15 protein-coding genes are annotated in these 20,154 nt (G+C 70.1%); 14 read left to right on the top strand and 1 reads right to left on the bottom strand.

Translation table 11 applies throughout. From position 1 onward, the window contains the following. Positions 1-123 precede the first annotated feature (123 nt). The 3 genes from AC3WOH_RS02105 (at position 124) to ssb (ending at position 4,850) form a co-directional block, all read left to right on the top strand. Positions 124-2,820 carry a PepSY domain-containing protein gene (locus AC3WOH_RS02105; RefSeq protein WP_492227749.1) on the top strand — a complete coding sequence of 899 codons (2,697 nt, stop codon included), beginning with the start codon at positions 124-126 and terminating at the stop codon, positions 2,818-2,820. 177 nt (positions 2,821-2,997) lie between these two features. Further along, positions 2,998-4,179, top strand: a complete 1,182-nt coding sequence (locus tag AC3WOH_RS02100; protein WP_492227977.1) for an MFS transporter — start codon at positions 2,998-3,000, stop codon at positions 4,177-4,179. 113 nt (positions 4,180-4,292) lie between these two features. Then, positions 4,293-4,850: a single-stranded DNA-binding protein gene (gene ssb, locus AC3WOH_RS02095; protein WP_184855389.1), complete on the top strand. Its 558-nt coding sequence runs from the start codon at positions 4,293-4,295 to the stop codon at positions 4,848-4,850. 177 nt (positions 4,851-5,027) lie between these two features. On the opposite strand, the gene AC3WOH_RS02090 is transcribed toward ssb, so the two are convergent. After that, on the bottom strand, positions 5,028-5,999 hold the full coding sequence (locus tag AC3WOH_RS02090) for a LysR family transcriptional regulator (RefSeq protein ID WP_492227748.1): 972 nt from the start codon (positions 5,997-5,999) through the stop codon (positions 5,028-5,030). A gap of 75 nt (positions 6,000-6,074) precedes the next feature. Between AC3WOH_RS02090 and AC3WOH_RS02085 the strand changes: the two genes are divergently transcribed. The 11 genes from AC3WOH_RS02085 to AC3WOH_RS02035 all read left to right on the top strand — a co-directional run bounded on the left by AC3WOH_RS02085 (position 6,075) and on the right by AC3WOH_RS02035 (position 20,078). Next, the gene (locus AC3WOH_RS02085) at positions 6,075-6,647 is read left to right on the top strand and encodes a GAF domain-containing protein (RefSeq protein WP_492227747.1); all 573 of its coding nucleotides are present in this window, start codon (positions 6,075-6,077) and stop codon (positions 6,645-6,647) included. Between the two features lie 23 nt (positions 6,648-6,670). Next, positions 6,671-7,081, top strand: coding sequence for a VOC family protein (locus AC3WOH_RS02080; protein WP_492227746.1), 411 nt, complete (start codon positions 6,671-6,673; stop codon positions 7,079-7,081). Next, positions 7,078-7,869 (top strand): alpha/beta fold hydrolase, encoded by a 792-nt coding sequence (locus AC3WOH_RS02075; RefSeq protein WP_492227745.1) that lies wholly within the window; start codon positions 7,078-7,080, stop codon positions 7,867-7,869. The genes AC3WOH_RS02080 and AC3WOH_RS02075 overlap by 4 nt, the downstream gene beginning before the upstream one ends. After that, positions 7,866-8,669, top strand: coding sequence for an ABC transporter ATP-binding protein (locus AC3WOH_RS02070; protein ID WP_492227744.1), 804 nt, complete (start codon positions 7,866-7,868; stop codon positions 8,667-8,669). Before AC3WOH_RS02075 ends, AC3WOH_RS02070 begins: the two co-directional genes overlap by 4 nt. A gap of 26 nt (positions 8,670-8,695) precedes the next feature. Beyond that, complete coding sequence (locus tag AC3WOH_RS02065; RefSeq protein WP_492227743.1) at positions 8,696-9,586, top strand: ABC transporter permease; 891 nt, start codon at positions 8,696-8,698, stop codon at positions 9,584-9,586. A 24-nt stretch (positions 9,587-9,610) separates the two neighbouring features. Then, positions 9,611-10,708, top strand: a complete 1,098-nt coding sequence (locus tag AC3WOH_RS02060) for an ABC transporter substrate-binding protein (RefSeq protein ID WP_492227742.1) — start codon at positions 9,611-9,613, stop codon at positions 10,706-10,708. Between the two features lie 27 nt (positions 10,709-10,735). Further along, the gene (locus tag AC3WOH_RS02055; RefSeq protein ID WP_492227741.1) at positions 10,736-11,857 is read left to right on the top strand and encodes an FAD-dependent monooxygenase; all 1,122 of its coding nucleotides are present in this window, start codon (positions 10,736-10,738) and stop codon (positions 11,855-11,857) included. Positions 11,858-11,892: 35 nt separating this feature from the next. Continuing rightward, the gene (locus AC3WOH_RS02050) at positions 11,893-13,047 is read left to right on the top strand and encodes a VWA domain-containing protein (protein ID WP_492227740.1); all 1,155 of its coding nucleotides are present in this window, start codon (positions 11,893-11,895) and stop codon (positions 13,045-13,047) included. A 194-nt stretch (positions 13,048-13,241) separates the two neighbouring features. Continuing rightward, a complete protein-coding gene (locus AC3WOH_RS02045; RefSeq protein ID WP_492227739.1) occupies positions 13,242-15,332 on the top strand; it encodes an SWIM zinc finger family protein in 2,091 nt (696 codons plus the stop codon). A 134-nt stretch (positions 15,333-15,466) separates the two neighbouring features. Further along, positions 15,467-19,282, top strand: coding sequence for a DUF4132 domain-containing protein (locus AC3WOH_RS02040; RefSeq protein ID WP_492227738.1), 3,816 nt, complete (start codon positions 15,467-15,469; stop codon positions 19,280-19,282). A gap of 232 nt (positions 19,283-19,514) precedes the next feature. Then, a complete protein-coding gene (locus tag AC3WOH_RS02035; RefSeq protein WP_492227737.1) occupies positions 19,515-20,078 on the top strand; it encodes a hypothetical protein in 564 nt (187 codons plus the stop codon). Positions 20,079-20,154 lie beyond the last annotated feature (76 nt).

Raw genomic sequence — 20,154 nt, 5'->3', positions numbered from 1 at the left:
AGGCCGACCTGGCCCCCTGGGTTTGCCGATTCCCATAAAATGACAATCATTCTCATTTGAGCACTTCATTCCCAGGCATGTGTTGTGCCCGGGCGATGGATGGCCGCCCCTTTGCCACACAGCATGGCCAGCGAACGCACCTTCTCCACCGCATCCACCACCGCCGAGACGGCCATTCCGGTGTCCGACCCCGCTGCACCGTCGGGCGGCCGCCGCTGGCGCCTGCCGGCCCTGCCCACATTGCGGCAGGCCTGGTTCCAGGTGCACTGGTTCATCGGCATCACGGCCGGCACGGTGCTGGTGGTCATTGGCCTCACGGGGGCGCTGCTGGCCTTCCACGAAGAAATCCTGGACGTGATGAACCCTGGCGTGCGCCAGGTGGCGCCTTCGGCCGGGCCCATGCTCACGCCGCAGCAGACCGTGGAAGCCGTGCTGCGCGCAGGACGCAGCGAGCGCATCAGCAGTGTGGCCGTGCAGGCCGAGCCGGGCACGTCTGCGCGCGTGACCTTTGTGCCGCGCCCCGGCGAGCGGCGCGGCGACGTGGTCTATGTGCACCCCTATTCCGGCCAGGTGTTGGGCGAGCTGCAAGGCCATGGCTTCTTCGAATGGATCGAATCCCTGCACCGCTGGCTGCTGCTGCCACGCGAGCCCGGCCGTGTGGTGCTGGGCGTGCTGGCGATCTGCCTGCTGGGCCTGTCGCTCTCGGGCCTGTACCTGCGCTGGCCGCGCCACCCGCTGCGCTGGCGCACCTGGCTGACGTTCGACCCGGCGCTCAAGGGCCGCTCCTTCCTCTGGGGCCTGCATTCGGTCATCGGCACCTGGGCGCTGATGCTCTACGTGGCGCTCACGGCCACGGGCATCTACTGGTGCTTCGACGCGGTGCGCGACACGGTGGACGGCTGGGCGGGGCAGAAACGCCCGCCGCGCGTGGCAGCCCCCGCCAAGCCACCGGCGTCCGCCAGCGCCGAACCCAAGGCCCCCGAGCCCGCGCCACCCGATCTGGCGCACACCTGGGCCGTGTTCCAGCAGCAGGCCGGCGACTGGGCTGAGGCCAGCCTGCGCATGCCGGCCAAGGCCGGGCAGCCGGTGCAGGTCACCTGGCTGGATGCCAAGGCACCGCACGAACGCGCGCGCAGCCGCATGTCCATCGAGCCCCAGACCGGCCAGCTCAGCGCCGTGGACCGCTATGCCGACCGCAGCATGGGTGCGCGTGCGCTGAGCACCATTTACCCGGTGCACATGGGCACCTATTTCGGCCTGCCGGGGCGCGTGGCCATGATGCTGGCCAGCCTGGGCCTGCCGCTGTTCGCCATCACGGGCTGGATGCTCTACCTGGACCGGCGGCGCCAGCGCCGCGCCACCGCAGCCGCGCGCGCCGCCCACGGCCAGGGACTGCCCGGCGCGGTGGCCGCCACCGCCGCCGACACCTTGCTGGTGGCCTACGCCAGCCAGGCCGGGCAGGCCGAGCGCATTGCCCTGCAAAGCGCCACGGCCCTGCAGCAGGCCGGGCTGCGCGTAGCCGTGCAATCGCTTGCCCAGCTCACGCCCGAGGCACTGCGCGCGCACCGCCGCGTGCTGCTGGTGGCCAGCAGCTTTGGCGAGGGCGAGCCGCCCGACAGTGCCCGGCGTTTCTCGCGCCTGCTGGAGCAGCAGGGCGCCGGCGACCTGGCCGGCCTGCGCTACGGCCTGCTGGCCCTGGGCGATCGCAACTACGCACGCTTTTGCGGCTATGGCCACGCACTGGACGAAAGCCTGCGGCGCGCGGGCGCCGCACCGCTGTTCCCGCTGATCGAGGTGGACAACGGCGATGCGGCCTCCCTGGCACGCTGGATGCAGACCCTGGCCACGCTGGAAGGCGCCGAGCACCTGGCACTGGACACGCCCCTGGCAGACACCGGCCCCGAACTGCCTTACACCCCCTGGCGCCTGGCCCACCGCGCATGCCTGAACCCGGGCAGCGAGGGCGGGCCACTGTTCGAGCTGGCGCTGACCACCGACACCCCCGCCACCTGGCACCCCGGCGCCCTGGTCGAGGTGCAAGCCCGACACGCCGCCGAGGCGGTGGATGCCTGGCTGGTGACCGCAGGACTGCCAGGCACCGATGCCGTGCACCTCGCCGGCCAGCCCTGTACCCTGGCCGAAGCCCTGGCGCAGAGCGTGTTGGTGGTGCCGCCGCTGCACTTTGCCGATGCCCAGGCCTGCGCCAACGCCCTGGTGCCACTGGCGCCGCGCACTTATTCGGTGGCCTCGCTGCCGCAGGACGGCGCGCTGCAGCTGCTGGTGCGCCAGGAACGGCATGCGGGCGGCCTGGGCCTGGCCTCGGGCTGGTTGACCTCGCATGCGCCGCTCGGCACCCTGGTGCCGATGCGCCTGGTGGCCAACCCGCGCTTCGACGCGGCCGCGGGCGATGTGCCCTGCCTGTTCATCGGCAATGGCTCGGGCCTCGCCGGTCTGCGCGCGCACCTGCGCGCGCGGGTGCAGGCCGGCCACCGGCGCAACTGGCTGCTGTTCGGCGAGCGCCACAGCGCCCACGACACGCTGTGCGCCACCGAGATCGCCGGCTGGCAGGCGAATGGCTTCCTGCCGCGGCTGGACCGCGTGTTCTCGCGCGATGGCGGAAAGCACCGCTATGTGCAGGACCGCCTGCGCGCCGCTGCCGACGAGCTGAGTGCCTGGGTGGCCGATGGCGCCATCCTCTACGTGTGCGGCAGCGCCCAGGGCATGGGTTCGGGCGTGGATGCCGTGCTGGCCGAGGTGCTGGGCGATGATGCGCTGGACGCGCTGATCACGGACGGGCGCTATCGAAGGGACGTGTATTGAGCCGGGCTGGATGGCCGGTTTGCTCTTGATCAAAGTCAATGGCCGGGCCAATGCGCGAGAATCGGGGTTTGCTGGCGCCAGCCGTCCACCGAGCCCGATTCCTTGTACATGCCGTCCCAGGCCCCGAAAGCGGCCGCCACCTCTTCTGTCCCCCATTCCGTGCAGGCCCCGCATGCGATGACGCCGCAAGAGCGGCGCTCCAGCGTCAGCCTGGCGCTGATCTTTGCGCTGCGCATGCTCGGGCTGTTCCTGGTGCTGCCGGTGTTCGCGCTGGAGGCGCGCAAGTACCCGGGCGGTGACGACCCGGCCCTGGTGGGCCTGGCCATGGGCATCTATGGCCTGACCCAGGCCGTGCTGCAGTTGCCCCTGGGCATGGCGTCGGACCGCTTCGGGCGCAAGCGCGTGATCGTGCTGGGCCTGCTGGTCTTTGCGGGCGGCAGCCTGCTGGCCGCGCTGGCCGATTCGCTCACCGGGCTGCTGCTGGGCCGGGCGCTGCAGGGCGCGGGCGCCGTGTCGGCCGCCGTCACGGCCCTGCTGGCCGACCAGACGCGCGATGCGGTGCGCACCAAGGCCATGGCCCTGGTGGGCGGCAGCATCGGCCTGATGTTCGCCGTGGCCCTGGTGGCCGCCCCCGTGCTCACGGCCCACATCGGCCTGTCGGGCCTGTTCGGGCTGACCTGTGCGCTGGCGCTGGCTGGCGTGGCCGTGGTGCTGTGGGCCGTGCCACCCGAGCCAACAGTGCACAAGGACACGCCGCGTGGGCGCCTGGCCGATGTCTGGGCCCACCCCGACCTGCTGCGCCTGAACCTGGGCGTGTTCGTGCTGCACACCGTGCAACTGTCCATGTGGGTGGCCGTGCCGGCCCTGCTGGTACAGGCCGGCCTGCCCAAGGACCACCACTGGCAGGCCTACCTGCCGGCGGTGGTGCTGTCCTTTGCCGCCATGGGCGGGCTGTTCGCGCTGGAGCGCGCCGGCCGCCTGCGTGCGGCCCTGCTGGGCGCCATTGCCCTGGTGCTGTTGGTGCAACTGGGCCTGGGGGCGCTGGCGGCCAGCGGCGCCACGCCCACGCTCTGGGTGCTGGGGCCACTTTTGTTCCTGTTCTTCTGCGGCTTCAACGCGCTCGAGGCCACCCAGCCCAGCCTGGTCTCGCGCATGGCGCCGGCCACGCTGCGCGGTGCTGCGCTGGGCAGCTACAACACCCTGCAGTCGCTGGGGCTGTTCGCGGGTGGGGCGCTGGGCGGCGCGCTGGTCAAATGGGCGGGGGCTCCTGGCCTGTTCGCCACCACGGCGGTGCTCACGGCCCTGTGGCTGGTGCTGACCTGGCCGTTGCGCCCGGTTGGGCGCGGCCAGGAACACTGAGACCGCACCGGCCGGCCGGCTTGCGGCACAATGCCATGTTTGGCGCGCAGACCCTCCACCGGCTGGAGGGTGCACCGGCGCCCCCCAACATCCAGCAGTAGGTAGAGCAGCACATGGCATCCGTGAACAAAGTCATCATCGTCGGCAACCTGGGCCGCGACCCGGAAATGCGCACCTTCCCCAGCGGCGACCAGGTGGCCAACGTCACGGTGGCCACCACCGACAAGTGGAAGGACAAGCAGACCGGCGAAATGAAGGAAGCCACCGAGTGGCACCGCGTGGTCTTCAATGGCCGCCTGGCCGAGATCGCCGGCCAGTACCTGCGCAAGGGCTCGCAGGTCTATGTGGAAGGAAGCCTGCGCACGCGCAAGTGGACCGACCAGAGCGGCGTGGAAAAGTACAGCACCGAAATCCGTGCCGACCAGATGCAGATGCTGGGCAGCCGCCAGGGCATGGGCGGCGGCGGCCAGGGCGGTGGTGGCGGCCAGCAGGGCGGCGGCTACGACGATGGCTATGGCGACCAGGGTGGCTACGATGCACCTCCGCAGCGCCGTGCGGCACCGCCCCAGCAGCAGCGCCCCGCGCCCGCACCGGCTCCGCGCCAGGCCCCCGCACCGGCACCGCGTGCGGCCTCCGGCTTCGACGACATGGACGACGACATCCCGTTCTGACCTCCAGGCCAGACCTTCCGGGCACACAGGCCCGCGCTCCCCAGGGGCGCGGGCCTTTTTCATGGCACCGGCTCATACGGATTTGCATTTGATCGTATAGCTAGGCGGGAGCCGCAGACAGTGCTGTAGCACGGCAAGGCGAACCAACGACGCTAGACGGTCAAAGGCAAATCCGTATCAGGCCGCAGGTTGCTTCATGCGCCGGGCGGTCTCCACCACCACGCTGCGCAGGGATTGCACCGTGGGGTGCTCCTCCAGCTCCTTGGTGGTGAAGAAGCTCACGGGCGGCAGGTTCCAGCCGAGCTTGTAGGGCAGGGCTGCCCAGTGGCCGGCGCGCTCCATCTCGGCGACCACGTCGCGCGCGAAGATGGTGATGGCATTGGGCTCCTGGCGCAGCACCATCTCGATGCTGCGGATCGCCGTGGTTTCCAGGATGGGCAAGGGCGGCTGCACGCCGGCACCGACAAAGACCGCGTTATAGGTGCGGCGCATGGGCGTGTTGGGCGGCGGCAGGATCCAGTCGAGCTGCGCCAGCCGGGCCCAGTCCAGCGGGCCGCGCGAGAGCCGCTGCACGTTCTTCGCACCCACCACCAGGCAGGGCTCCTGTTCGTAGATGGCCTGCTGCACCAGGCCACCCGCATCGCCGTCGTACGAGCGGCCGATGGCGCAGTCGAGCTCGCGCGCCAGCAGGCCGGCCACCAGCTCGTCCGTGGTGCCCTCGCGCGCCATCACCGAGATGCGCGGCGAGCGGTCCAGCAGCTGCGTGAGCGCGGCCGACATGAGCTGCTGCGGCACCTGCTGCGTGAGGCCCAGCCGCAGGCGCCCGCCGCGCCCTGCTTCGAGCGAGGTGAGCACGCGGCTGGTGGCATCGAGCTCGGCCAGCCAGCGGCGGGCGTAGCGCAGCACCGCCTCGCCCGCCGCCGTCGGCACCAGGCCACGGCTGGTGCGCTCGAACAGCTGGCTGCCGAAGATGTCCTCGACCTCGTGCAGCGCCTTGGTGATCGCCGGCTGGCTGAGCTGCATCTCCGCCGCCACGCGGCCCAGCGTGCGGTGCCGGTCGATGGTCTGCAAGAGGGCCAGCTGGCGCAACTTGAGGCGGGACAGCAAGGCGCGCTGCAGCTCGGCGGCGGGGTCGCGGGTGCTCGGCATGGGCATAACTCCACGGTTATCGGACCATCAGAATTTATTTCATTTTGGTGAATCGCGGGTCCTAGAATTTTTTCCATGCACCCGAATGACGACACCCCGATGACCACCGCCATCACCCCCGGCTTCCTGGACGCGCTGGCCCAGGCGCCCAGCACTGCCGATGCGCTGCAGCGCATCGACCGCCGCCGCCTGCAGATCGCGCCGGGCAGCATCTTCAGCATCCAGCAGAACGTGACCACCGAGCGCGATGGCGGCGACCAGGTCCTGCTGCGCCGCTTCTACTCGTCCGAAGGCGCCACCTTCCCCATCAACGGCGCCAAGCGCAAGACGCTGACGCCCTGGACCGAATGCCTGTTCCTGCAGGGCCAGGTCTTCATCGGCGAGGGCGAGGAGGTGCTGGCGCAGCATTTCGACGACTTCGCGCAGATGCGCCCCTACGGCCTTTCCAGCGTGGTCAACGTGCCGCTGATGCAGGGCCGGCTGTGCTACGCCACGTTCAACGTCTTCGGCTCCCGCGACCACTGGCGGCCCGAGGAGGTGCTGGGCCTGCGCCTGCTGGCGCTGGCCGCGGCGCGCTGGGTGCCCGCCGTGCCCGGGCTGGCCTACCGCTTCACGGACGCCCCGGCCGCGATGCCCTCGGCCGCCTGACTGGAAGGAAGAAAGGAAACACCATGCCCGTGACCGCCTTGCACCACTTCACGATCCGCTGTGCGCCCGAGGAGCTGCCGCAGCTGGTGGACTTCTATGTGCGGGTGATGCGGCTGACCGTCGGCGCCCGGCCCGAGATCCCTGCGCCAGGCGCCTGGCTGTATGCCGAGGGCCAGCCCATCGTGCACCTCTACGCCCACCTGTCGACGCCCGATGCGCCCATGCAGCCCGCCACGGGCCATGTGGACCATATTGCGTTCCGCTCGCAGGGCCTGGCCGAGGTGCGCGAACACCTGCGCAGCCAGGGCATTGCATTCGACGAAGCCCCCATACCCGGCTGGTCCATCCACCAGCTGTTCTTCAAGGACCCGCGCGGCCTGAAGATCGAGATGACCTTCTGGATGGACCAGGAAGAGCCGGGGAGCGCCCCATGACGCAATTCGTGGAAGCCGGCGGGCTGCGCACCGCCTTCGACCGCCAGGGCGACGGCCCGCCGCTGCTGCTCATGCACGGCGCCGAAGCCTCGCGCCAGATGTTCGCCGCCCTGGTACCACTGCTGGCCCGGCATTTCACCGTGATTGCCTACGACCAGCGCGACTGCGGCGAAACCGAGGGGCCGGCGCGCCCATCGACGCTCGCCGATCTGGCGGGCGATGCGCAGCAGCTCATCCAGGCCCTGGGCTTCAAGCGCGCCCATGTGTTCGGCTCCTCCTTCGGTGGCCGGGTGGCCCAGGCCCTGGCCTTGCTGCACCCGCGCTCGGTCGACCACCTGGTGCTGGGCAGCACCTGGCCACTGCCTCGCCCCTATGACGAGCTGTGCCCCGACGCAGGCCGCCTGGAGGCACTGCGGCGCGGCCTGCCCGCCACGGCCGAGGAGCTGGCCACCTGGTTCTTCCCTGAGGACTTCCTGGCGCAGCGGCCCGCGCTGCGCCAGGTGTTTGCCGCGGCACGGCCGGCCTCCGAGCGCTCGGCCCGGCGCATGGCCACCGTGCAGACCCTGCTGGCGCAGGGCGTGGCCGACATCGTCGCCCCCACGCTGGTGCTGGCCGGGGAGCTCGACCGCGTGGTGCCGCCCAGCGTGACGCTGGCCATGGCCGGCCGCATCCGCGGCGCAGAGGCGGTGATGCTGCCCGCCATCGGCCATGTCACCGCCGTGCAGGCGCCCGAAGTGTTGGCGCACCACATCGTCCGTTTCCTGCAACCCGAAGGAGCCAAGCCATGACCACCCTCACCGCCGAGCGCCCGCACGGGCGCGCCGACTACATCCGCTTCGAGGGGCTGTCCAAGCACTTCGGCGACGGCGATACGGGCGTGCTCGCGCTCAAGGACATCGACTTCAGCATCGAAGAGGGCAGCTTCGTGACCATCGTCGGCCCGAGCGGCTGCGGCAAGAGCACGCTGCTGCGCATCCTGGCGGGGCTGCTGGACTACAGCACCGGCCGCGTGCTGCTCGACGGCCAGCCGATCCGCGGCTCGCGGCGCGATGTGGGCGTGGTGTTCCAGGGCTCCATCCTGCTGCCCTGGCGCAGCATTCTGGAAAACGTGATGCTGCCGGCCGAGGTGCTGGGCCTGCCCATGAAGCCGGCGCGCGAGCGTGCGATGGAGCTGCTGCACATGGTGCGGCTCGATGGCTTCGAGCACAAGCTGCCGCGCCAGTTGAGCGGCGGCATGCAGCAGCGCGCCTCCATCGCCCGGGCGCTGCTGCACGACCCGAAATTCCTCTTGATGGACGAGCCTTTCGGCGCCCTGGACGCCATGACGCGCGAGCGCATGAACGAAGAGCTGCAGCGCATCTGGATGGAAAGCGGCAAGACCGTGGTGCTGATCACCCATTCGATCCCCGAGGCCGTGTTCCTGGGCGACAAGGTGTTCGTGATGTCGCCCCGTCCCGGCACGCTGGAGCGCGTGCTGCCCATCGACCTGCCGCGCCCGCGCTCCATGGACGTGATGTCGCACCCGGCCTTCGCAGCCGCCTCGGCGTCGATCCGCGAGCGCTTTGCGCACGCCGCCTCGTTCGACTGACCCAGACAGACAGAAAAGAGCCCCCCATGACCACCGCCATGCTGCACACCACCGATCCCATCGCGCCCCCCGAAGGCTCTGCCCCGCCACCGGCGGCCACGCGGCGCAAGCGCCGCACCCACCCGCTCGCCTCGACGCGGGTGCAATCGGTCCTGCTGCTCATCACGCTGCTGGGCTCGTGGGAAGCAGCGGTGCGGCTCCTGCAGGTGCCCAAGCACCTGGTGCCCCCGGTCAGCGACATCGCACTGGCCCTGTGGCGCGGCCTGGCGACCCACCCGCTCGCCAAGGACGGCTTCTGGTACCACGGCGGCGTGACCGTGAGCGAGATCCTGCTGGGCTTTCTGATCGGCAGCGGCGTGGGCCTGGCCATCGGCATCGTGGTGTCGCAGATGCCCCGGGTCGAGGCGCTGCTCGACCCCTACGTGGCCGCGCTGCAGAGCGTGCCCAAGGTGGCCATCGCGCCCATCATCGTGGTCTGGCTGGGCTTTGGCATCAGCTCCAAGGTGGTGATCATCTGCCTGCTCACCTTCTTTCCGGTGCTGGTGACCAGCATCGCCGGCTTCAAGGCGGTGGACCCGGACCGCATCGACCTGCTGCGCTCGCTCTCGGCCACGCCCTGGCAGATCTTCCGCAAGGCCAAGTTCCCGAGCGCCATGCCCTACATCTTCGCGGGGCTGAACATGGCCGCCGCCTTCAGCGTGGTCGGTGCGGTGGTGGGCGAGTTCGTCGGCGCCCAGGCCGGGCTCGGCGTGCTCATCCTGCAGATGGAGGCCCAAGCCGACAGCGGCGGCAGCTTTGCGGTGTGCGTGGTGCTGTCGGTCATCGGCATCGCGCTGACCGGCCTGCTGCGCCGCATCGAGCGCCGGGTGCTGCACTGGATGCCGGCCGACACCTCCCAGCGCACGGTCAATGCCTGAATTTTTTCTGAAGGAGTGAACACCATGGTGACGCGACGTGATTTCGGCCTGGGCCTCGGTGCCCTGGGTTTCGCCGCCGGCCTGCCGGCGCTGGCGCAGAGTGTGCGCATGATGAAGGTGGCCAACACTGCCGCGGTGAACGACCCGCAGCAGTGCTTTTGCACCGCGGGCCAGCACCCCAAGCTCAATTTCTACAAGCCGGGCGGCGTGGACGTGGAATACGTCAACATGTCGAGCATGACGCAGGCGCTGCAGAGCCTGCGTGCCGGGCATGTGGACTTCGGGCCGGCGGTGCCCGGCATCCTGCTGCCGGCGATGGCCAAGGACCCGTCGCTGGACCTGGTGAGCGTGTACAAATGGCTGCCGCGCAACGGCAACGTGATCGTGGTCAAGCCAGGCAGCCCCATCCGCTCGGCGGCCGACCTGGCGGGCAAGCGCATCGGCGTGCGCAGCCAGGGCGACACCGGCATCGTCATCACGCGGGCCATGCTGGCCGAGCTGGGCCTCAAGGACGACCAGTGCGAGTACATCGCCATCGGCGACGGTGCGCCAGCGGGGGCGGCCATCGACAACGACCGCGTGGATGCGATGGTGGCCTTCGACACGGCCGCAGCCCGCATCGAGCTGGTGGGCACGAAACTGCGCTATGTGCCGCTCACGCCCAAGTTCGCGCAGATCGGCTCGGGCTGGCTGTGCGTGCCGCGCAAGCTGCTCAAGGAGCAGCGCCGTGCCCTGGTCGCGCTGTTCCAGGGCGTGGCGAAGTCCACCATTTTCTCGAACGCCAACATCGAGGCGGCCATCGACGCCCACTGGGCCGTGTACCCCGAAAGTCGGCCCAAGGGCCGCAGCGAGGACGAGGCGCGCAAGGAGCTGGCCTTCATCCTCAAGGACCGCAAGAACAGCTGGATGCGCCGCCCCGACGATCCGGACCAGCGCATGGGCGCCTCGTCCCTGGCCGAGTGGAAGGCCAACATCGAGATGGCTGCCGAGAGCAGCAAGAACCCGAAACTCGCCGAGGAGCTGGGTGACCCGAACCGCCTGTTCACCAACGAGCTGATCGACGAGATCAACGCCTTCGACAAGCAGGCCGTGGTGCAGATGGCCCGCAACTTCAAGGCCTGAGCCTTGCCACCGCACAGGAGTTGCCCCATGGACGTTCTCATTTCCGGCGCCAGCATGGCCGGCCTGTCGGCTGCCTGGTGGTTCGCACACCTCGGCCACCGGGTCACCGTGGTCGAGCGCGCCCAGGGGCTGCGGCCCGGTGGCGCCCCCATCGATGTGCGCGGGCGCGCCCTAGCGACTGCGCAGCGCATGGGCATCCTCGCGCAGATCGAGGCCGAGAAGGTGCGCCTGCTGGAGCCATCCCCGGTGCTCGACGGCACGGGCGCACAGGTCGCGACGCTGGACCTGCGCTGGTTCGCCAACGAGACCGACGAGGACATCGAGATCACGCGCGACCGGCTCAACCGCATCCTGCGCGATGCGGTTCCGCCCGGGGTGGAGTTCCGCTTCCAGGCCGCCATCGCCTCGCTTGCCGACCGTGCGCAGGGCGTGGACATCGGCTTCGCGGACGGCCGGCAGGAACGTTACGACCTGGTGGTCGGTGCCGACGGCCTGCACTCCAGTGTGCGCCGCCTCGCCTTCGGGCCCGAGAAGGACTATGTGCGCCACTTCGGCCACTATGTGGCACTGGTCGACCTGCCCGCAGGCCGCGACTGGCAGCGCGCCATGCTCAATGTGCCCGGCCTCACGGTCGCGGTGCGCGATGCAGGCGACGGCCCGCAGGCCATGGTGCTGGCCGCCAGCCCCGAGATCGCCTACGACTACCGCGACCCGGCGGCGCAGCGGCAATTGCTCGACCAGTTTTTGGCCCGCGTCGATGCCTGGCAGGTGCCCGCCATCCGCGCCGCCTTCGCGGATCCGGCGGCCCAGGGCTTCTACTTCGACTCGGTGAGCCAGACCCACATGCCGCACTGGATCAAAGGCCATGTCGCGGTCATCGGCGACGCGGCCCACTGCGCCGCACTGCTGTCGGGCATGGGCACGACCCTGGCCATGGTGTCCGCCGAAACCCTGGCCACGGCGTGGACCGCGCATGGCGGCGACATGCAGGCCACAGAGGCGGCCCATGAAGCGGGCCTGCGCCCCTACGTGGAGCAGTGCCAGGCCTTCGCCAGCCAGGGCGCGCCCATCATGGTGCCGGCCACGCAGCAGGCGCTGGACGAGCGCAACGCGATGTTCCGCGCAACGGCGGCCCGGTTCGCGCCGTGATCCGTGCCGGCACGGGTGGTAAGCTTTCGCGGCCCATGCCAAGCACCGAGTTCGACGACACCCTCCCCGACGAGGCCCTGCGCCGCTGGCGCCTGATCCTGGGCCGCTATGCGGCCCAGCCGCTGTCGCATGCGCAGTTCGATGCCGGCGACTGGAAGCTCGACCAGGCACTCGAATACCTCTACGGCCGCGAGTACGACGGCCGGGGCCTCGCGCGCCCTGCGGGCGGCGGTGCCGGTTCGCTCGACCCGAGCCAGTTGCGCGCCATCGACTGGCTCAACCGCTCGCGCGAACTGTTTCCGCAGGAAGTCTTCGAGCGCATGCAGACCCAGGCCATCGACCGCTACCAGCTCACCGACCTGCTCAAGGACCCGGCCGTGCTGCGCTCCATGGACCCCACGCCCGGCCTGGCCAAGGCCTTGCTGGGCATGCGCGGGCGCCTGTCGGGCAGCATGCGCGACGCCGTGCGCGAGGTGATCCAGAAGACGGTGGACGAGATCACGCGCCGCCTGAAGAACGACTTCGTCAACGCCCTGGTGGGCCGGCGCAACCGCCAGCGCCGCTCGCTGCTCAAGAACGCGCAGAACTTCGATGCGCGCGCCACCATCGCGGCCAACCTCAAGCACTACAGCGCCGAGCGGCGCCAGCTGGTCATCGAGCGCCCGCTGTTCAACGCCCGCGTCAAGCGCAACCTGCCCTGGGATGTGGTGCTCTGCGTGGACCAGAGCGGCTCGATGATGGACTCGGTGATCTACAGCGCCGTGATCGCCGGCATCATGAGTTCGCTGCCCGCGGTGCGCGTGAAGCTCGTGGTGTTCGACACCAGCGTGGTCGACCTCACCCACCTGGCGCACGACCCGGTGGAGGTGCTGCTCACGGTGCAGCTGGGCGGCGGCACCGACATCGGCCGCGCCGTGCACTACTGCGAATCGCTGATAGCCAGCCCGCAGCGCACGGTGTTCACGCTGATCAGCGACTTCGAGGAAGGCGCCGCGCCCGGCCCGCTCCTCGCCGCCGTGGCCCGCATGGCCGAGGCGCGCGTGAAGCTGCTGGGCCTGGCCGCACTCGACGAGGGCGCCAACCCGGTGTACGACCGGCAGATGGCCCAGCGCCTGGCCAACAAGGGCATGCACGTGGCAGCGCTCACACCCACCCATTTCGCCCAGTGGCTCGCCGAGGTCATGGAGTGAAATGAAGCACCCCCTGAGTCGCTTCGCGCCTTCCCCCTCTCTCAGTTTGCTTCGCAACCTGGGAGGGGGACGCCCCCAGCGCAGTCGCTGGATACGCCGCCTTCGCGGCGGGGCGGCCCTTGCGCGGGGGCACTGGCCTCAGCCGTGCCAGTTGCAAAGACTGCGAGCAGCGCACAGCGCATTGGAAAAACGAGATGCCTGCCTGGACTGAGAGCTACCGCGCCTACGACGACGACACCCTGACGGCCCTGGCCAATGCCGGCCTGCTGCGCCGCGCCGCCAAGGACGTGGAAGCCGGCAAGGTGCAATGGGCCGAGCAGGGTGCCGAGGGCGGCGTGGTCGAGGCCGATGGCCAGCGCGTGCAGCTCGACGCCCGGGGCCCGCAGAAGGCGCAGTGCGACTGCCCGGCGCCGGGTATCTGCAAGCACATCCTGGGGGCGGCGCTGTGGCTGCGCGCGCTGGAGCCGGTTGCCGGTACCGTTGCGCCGGCGGCAACGCAAGCAACCGAGGCCCCTGCGGAACCAGGCCCTGCAACCACGGCCGACCCGCTGGCTGAAGTGAAGGCCCTGCAGGCCCCGGCCCTGTTCAAGCAGGCCGGCGTGGCCGCCGTGCGCCGCGCGGTGCAGGCATTGCCCTGCGGCATCGAATGGCGCGTGCAGGGCGGCACGCTGGTGATGGAGCTGCCCGCGCTGAACGCCACCTGCCGCTATGTGGCGGGCGCGGGCTACGAGGGCATGGTGTCCGAGGTGCCGGCGCGCGAGCGCAAGGCCGTGCACCTGATCGCGCTGGCAGCCCTGCGCGAGGCGCTGGGCGAGCCGCTGCCCTGGCCCGAGGGCATGGCACCGGCCGCCACGGCAGAGCAGGCCACGGCCGCGCTCAGCGAGCGCGAACGCGCCTTCCTCGCCCAGGTGGAAGCCATGCTGCACGAGCTGCTCACGGGCGGTCTGTCGCACGTGAGCGAGCAGGCTTCAGCGCGCCTGCTGGCGCTCAACATGTCGGCGCGCGGCGAGGGCCTGCCGCGCCTGGCCGCGCTGCTGCGCAACCTGGGCGGCATGGTCGACGGCCTGGTGCGGCGCGACCACCGCATGCAGGAGCGCGACGCACTGGCGCTGATGTCCAGCATCCAGGCGCTGTGCGATGCCCTGCGCGCGCCGGCCAGCGACGGGGCGGAAGCAACAGAGCGCACCGCGGCCCTGCGCGGCCGGCTGCGCCGCGCCTTCGACGAGACCACGGCGCTGGAGCTGCTGCCCCTGGGCGGCCACTGGTGGCAGACCCTGGGCGGCGCCCGCGGTCTCACGCTGGCCTTCTGGGACCTGGCGGGCCAGCGCCTGCTGCAGGCCGTGCTGGCGCGCCCCGATGGCAGCGACACGGCCTTCAACCGCCACAGCGCCTGGAATATCCACGCCGTCTGGCCCGGTGTGGGCGCCGCGCAGTCGCTGTGCCTGGCGCCGCTGCGGCTGGAGAACCCGCGCCTGGCCGACGATGACCGGCTGGCGCTGGCCGGCACGGCCCGCGCGCAGGCATTGCCTCCCTGGCAGGCAGGCGATGCGCGCCTGCAGGCCATCGGCAGCGGCCGCTGGGCCGATCTCACGGCGCGGCTGAGCGAGGCCTCCGGCCTCTCGGGCGACGGGGCCGAACTGGTGCTGCTGCGCCCCCGGGCCACGCGCGCCCCGGTGCTCGACGAAGCCCACCAGCAGTTGCTCTGGCCCGTGCAGGATGACCAGGGGCAGTGGCTGCACCTGACCGTGCCCGTGGGCGACACCAGCATGCAGCGCGTGGACAACCTGGACCGGCTGGCGGCGCGCGGCGCGTCCGTGCATGCGGTGCTGGTGCGCGTGGAGCGCCTGTCCACCACCACGCTGCTGGTGCCGCTGGCGCTGCTCAGCAGCGACGCCAGCGGCCAGGTCCAGGCCGTCTCCCTGGACTATGCGAACGAGGCCGCGCGGCCCACCTCGCTGGCCCAGCGCATCCTGCGCATGGTGCAGTGGCGCAAGGAGCAGGCCGCCGCCCCCGCGGCCAGCCAGCCCACGCTGGCCCAGCGCCTGCTCGGCCCCGTGCTCGGCGTGCTGGAGACCCAGGCCGCCACGGGCCGCATGCCACTCACCGCGGCGCAGGCCGAACAGCTGCAGGCAGCGCTCGCCGGCATCGCTTCGGTGGGTCTGCACACCGTGGCATCGGCCCTGCAGGCCCACCTGCAGTCGCCCCAGCCATGCGGCGCACTGCGCCTGCAGCAGCTGTGCCAGCGCACGGTGGAGCTCGACGGCCTGCCCGCCATCTCCGCGTGAACACCGCGCCCCGCGCGTTACAAGCCATTACCTTGAAAGCGGGCAAATTGCACGCTGGCGCCACCGTGCGCCACGGCACCGCCATGGCTGGCTGACAGAATACGACGCTCTATTCAGACCACAGGGGATGACGCATGGGACTGCTGGACAAGATCGTGGGCGCGGTGACGGGCCGATCGGGCAACGACGCGAATGGACTGAGCAGCGCACAGCACAACCTGCTGCGCCAGGCCATGGAGCCGCTGGACAAGGCGGCGCCAGGCCTCGCCGACAAGGCCCTGGCCTTTGTGGCCGAGAGCACCCACGAGTCCGTGCTGCTGGAGCTGGCAGCCCCCCATGCCCTGGAGCCGGGCCAGCTGCTCGGCGCGCCTGGCCGGCTGCGGTGGGGCTTCTATCTGTACAACGACAAGCCGCTGGAGGCCGCGGGCAAGAAGAGCCTGGCAGGCCGCTCGGCCTTCTACGCCAGCATCACGCCCGACCAGCCGCCGCTGGCCCTGCTGGTGCGCCTGGGCAAGCTGCTGGCCGCGGCCGATGCCGGCAAGTCGCTGGAGCACCCGGGCGCGCCGGTGCCCGACTGGCTGCAGTACCTGGTCAACGATGCGATCCATGCCAGCTTCAAGGACGGCAACAGCAACAAGCAGGAGCTGGGCAAGGAGCGCGCGGCCTGGACGGTCGATCTCGTGGCCGGTCTGCTCGCCGAGGAGGGGCTGGACGCGACCCTGGCCCTGCAGCTGGTGTTCGAGCGCAAGGGCCTGGACAGCTACTACCACAACCGCCTGGGCGCGCTGGTCAAGTCGCCCGCGCTGGCCACGTACATGCAGGCGCATCCTGAAGCGGTGAAGGCCTTGCTGCAGCAGCTTTCCGCTGCGGGCCGGGTGGTGCTGGCCGCGCGCATCGGGACCGACAAGGAACTGCGCGCGGCTTTTGCGCCACTGCTGGTAGCCCTGGCCGTCGATGGCAGCAAGACGGTGCGCGCCGAGGCCGTGCCCCATATCGAAGGCATTGCCGAGGCCGAGCGCCTGCGCCTGCTGTCGGCCTTGCTCACCGAGGGCGATACCAGCCAGCGCAGCCAGGCGGCCGAACTGCTCGCGCGCCTGCCCGCCGAGGCCACGCGCGGCCTGCTCGATGCGGCGCTGGCCAACGAATCCAGCAAGCCCGTGCAGCAGGCGATCCGCGCTGCGCTCAACCGCATCGATGCCGCGGGCGGCGCCCAGGAACAGGACCTGCCCGAGCCCCCGCCCTGGACCCCGTTCGCCGACAGCCCGCTGGGCGAGGATGCGCTGGCCCTGCTGCTGGCCAACCGCACCGAGGTGATCGAGCGCGCACGCCGCGCCGCCGAGGAAGAGGCCGAGGAGAACAAGACCCAGAAGCACAAGTACAACTGGCGCCAGAAAAGCTACGCCAACCTGGCCAAGCTCACCGAAGACGACATGCGTCAGGCACTGGCCCTGCTCAACGGCCAGCTCGACAAGAAGCAGATGGAGAAGCTGCGCAACAGCGAGGTGGCCCAGGCCGTGACGCATGGCAACCGCCTGTTTGCGCTGCCGTCCTTCGGGCCCTCGCACCTGATCCGCTGGCTGGGCGTGTCGCGCTACAGCCGCAGCTTCTGGTTCGACGATGGCTTCCACAAATGGCTGGGCGGCCAGCCGCAGGGCAGCGTCGACCTGCGCGCCCTGGCCGACCTGCTCAAGCGCTCGGGCACCCCGCTGATCGAGGTGGCGCGCACGGCCCTGTTCGACTACTGGAACACGCCCAGCGCCACCGACCTGCTGCCGCCCGAGCGCGTGTGGCCGTTCTTCGCCGAGCACCCCGAGTTCCTGGACCAGGCCCTGGGGCTGGCGGCGCAGCAGAACAACGGCGACCGGTATGCGAGCACGCTGGAACTGGGACCTGCCTTGCGCACGCTGGCGACCTTCCCGACCATCCCCGCACGCTGGCTGCCGCGCGTGATGGAGCTGGCCCTGGGCGAGGGCAAGACCCACCGCCCCATGGCGCAGAAGGCCTTGTCCACGCTGCCGAACATCGGCCGCCAGGTGGTGGAGTCGCTCACCCACACCAAGAGCGAGGTGCGCATCGAGGCTGCCAACTGGCTGGCCGAATTGCAGTACGCCGAGGCCCTGCCCGCCCTCACCAAGGCGCTGGAGAAGGAAAGCCGCGAGACCGTGCGCGCCGCCTTCCTCACGGCGCTGGAGGGCCTGGGCGAGGACATCTCGCCGCGCCTGGCCCCCGCCATCCTGCTGGCCGAGGCGAAGAAGGGCCTGAAAGCCAAGCCGCCCGCCGGCCTGGCCTGGTTCGCGCTCGATGCGCTGCCCGCCGCGCACTGGGCCGACGGCACGGCCGTGGAGCCCGAGATTTTGCGCTGGTGGGTGGTGCTGGCCTGCAAGCTCAAGGAGCCCGGGGGCAACGCCCTGCTCACGCGCTACATGGGCCTGCTCGATGCCGCGAGCCGCCAGGCCCTGGGCAGCACGGTGCTGCGCCAGTTCATCGCGCACGACACGCGCCACCCGCCGCTGGAGGAGGGCATTGCCTACGCCAAGGCGCACGCACCGCAGCGCTACCAAAGCTACCAGAAGGGCTGGCAGAACGCCAAGCCCGAGTACCGCCAGTACTACGAGGCCGACTACGCCAAGTCCGAGGAGCAGGTGTTCGAGGAATGCAAGCGCGAGAAGATGTCCGAGTACCTGGGCAGCGCCATTGGCGAGAAGGGCGTCCTGGCCCTGGCCGCCTTTGCGCCGGGCCACGAGATCGTGAGCCTGCTGCAGCAGTACATGCGCGACCACTACCAGCGCCGCTCGCAGATCGAGGCCATGCTCGAAGGCGTGGCCCCGGGCAACGACCCGGTGGTGATCCAGCTGATGCTGGGCCTGTCGCGCCGCTACCGCACGGCCTCGGTGCAGACCAAGGCGCGCACCCTGGTGCAGGAGATCGCCGACCGCAATGGCTGGACGCAGGACCAGCTGGCCGACCGCACCATCCCCACCGCAGGCCTGGACGATACCGGCACGCTGGCGCTGCCCTATGGCGAGCGCATCTTCACCATGGTGCTCGATGCCGCCATGAAGCCCGAGCTGCGCAACCCCGAAGGCAAGGCCATCAAGGCCCTGCCCGAGCCACGCCAGAACGACGACCCGGCCCAGATCAAGGAAACCAAGGCCTTGCTCAGCACGAGCAAGAAGGAGCTCAAGCAGGTGATCGACCTGCAGACGGCCCGCCTGTTCGAGGCCATGTGCACGGGCCGCCAGTGGCCCGTGGCCGAGTGGCGCGAGTACCTGCACCGCCACCCCGTGGCGGGCCGGCTGGTTCAGCGCCTGGTGTGGCTGGAGGTGGACGCCGAGGGCACGGCACTGCAGAGCTTTCGCCCCACCGAGGACGGCAGCCTCATCAACACCGCGGACGACGAGGTGGAACTGGCCGATGGCGCCCTGGTGCGCCTGGCCCATGCCTCCCTGGTCGATGCGGCCACCGCCAGCGCCTGGACCAAGCACTTCAAGGACTACAAGACCGCGCCCCTGTTCCCGCAGATGTCGCGCCAGTCGCCCGCGCTGTCCTTCACCGACGACAAGGGCCTGGCCGTGAGCTCCATCCAGGACCGCCAGGGCTGGATCAGCGACAGCTTCACGCTGCGCGGCGCCTTCAACAAGCTGGGCTACCAGCGCGCCCAGGCCGAGGACGGCGGCTTCTTCTACGAGTACACCAAGGACTTCGCGAGCGTGGGCGTGCGCGTGTGCATCGAGTTCTCGGGCAATACCCTGCCCGAGGAGAACGTGGCCGCCGCGCTCAAGACCCTCAGCTTCGAGAACAGCCGCTCGCGCAGTTGGAGCAGCGACAACACCCTGCCCCTGGCCGGCGTACCGCCGGTGCTGCTGGCCGAGGCCTATGCCGACTACCTGGCCGTGGCCCAGGCCTGCACCGGTTTCGACCCCGATTGGGAGAAAAAGATGCCCTGGTAGCCGGCGCACGGGTCCCCTCGGGGGCCATGTGGCGGAAATTCAAGGCGTAACTGTTTGAATCTGGCGACGAAAAGCGGGAGGAATTCACGTTTTTTTGGTGAGGTCTCTCCATTCTCACAATTTGCGACATCTTGCCGGCGCAACTGCCGCGATGATCCAGCCCTCGCACCGCAAAACAGCCCATGAGCTGGCGGCATCTTTATGAGTGTGAATGATTGAGGGAGGTATTCTCATGCCGGGTTTTGTTCGAAAGATTCTGATTTTCATCACGGGCTATGCATGGCTCATCCTGCTGGCGGGCCCTGGCCTGGCCGGCATGGCCATCTGGAGCGGCTGGAAGGCCGATGGCGACCATGCCTACACGGCACGTGACCAGCTGCAGACGGTGGCCGGCAAGGTCACCGGTGCCAGCGAGGTGACCGTCAAGCGCAAGCGCCGCTCCACCCAGCACTACTACGAAATCACCGTGGCCCCCGAAGCCGGCGGCGAGGCCCGCAAGCTGCGCATCGCCTTCAGCACGCCCAAGGACATCGTGGGCGGCATCATCGACGAGAAGATCACGGCGCTCTACGACAGCAGCGACAACGACATCGTCTACGAGGTCGTGACCGGCGGCAAGGCCGTCATCAGCTACGAAGACACGCGCAAGCGCATGCAGGCCGAGGCGGCTTCCACGGCCAAGTCCTTCAGCGGTGCCGGCATCTGGATCCTGGCCGTCATCCTGACCCTGCTGGGTGCCGCTGGCGTCTGGTCCAACCGCAAGCTGCGCCGCGCCGACGAGCTGGCCGCCGCCTGATCCCGATACCAGAGAGAGAGGCAGGGGGTGGCCCACAAGGCCGCCCCCTGTGTGAGAAGTAGCAACCACCACCGAG

This window comes from Acidovorax sp. FW305-C-20-28 (assembly GCF_058783375.1).
The sequence above is the reverse complement of the archived record's forward strand: the minus strand, read 5'-3'. Positions and strand labels throughout refer to the sequence as shown.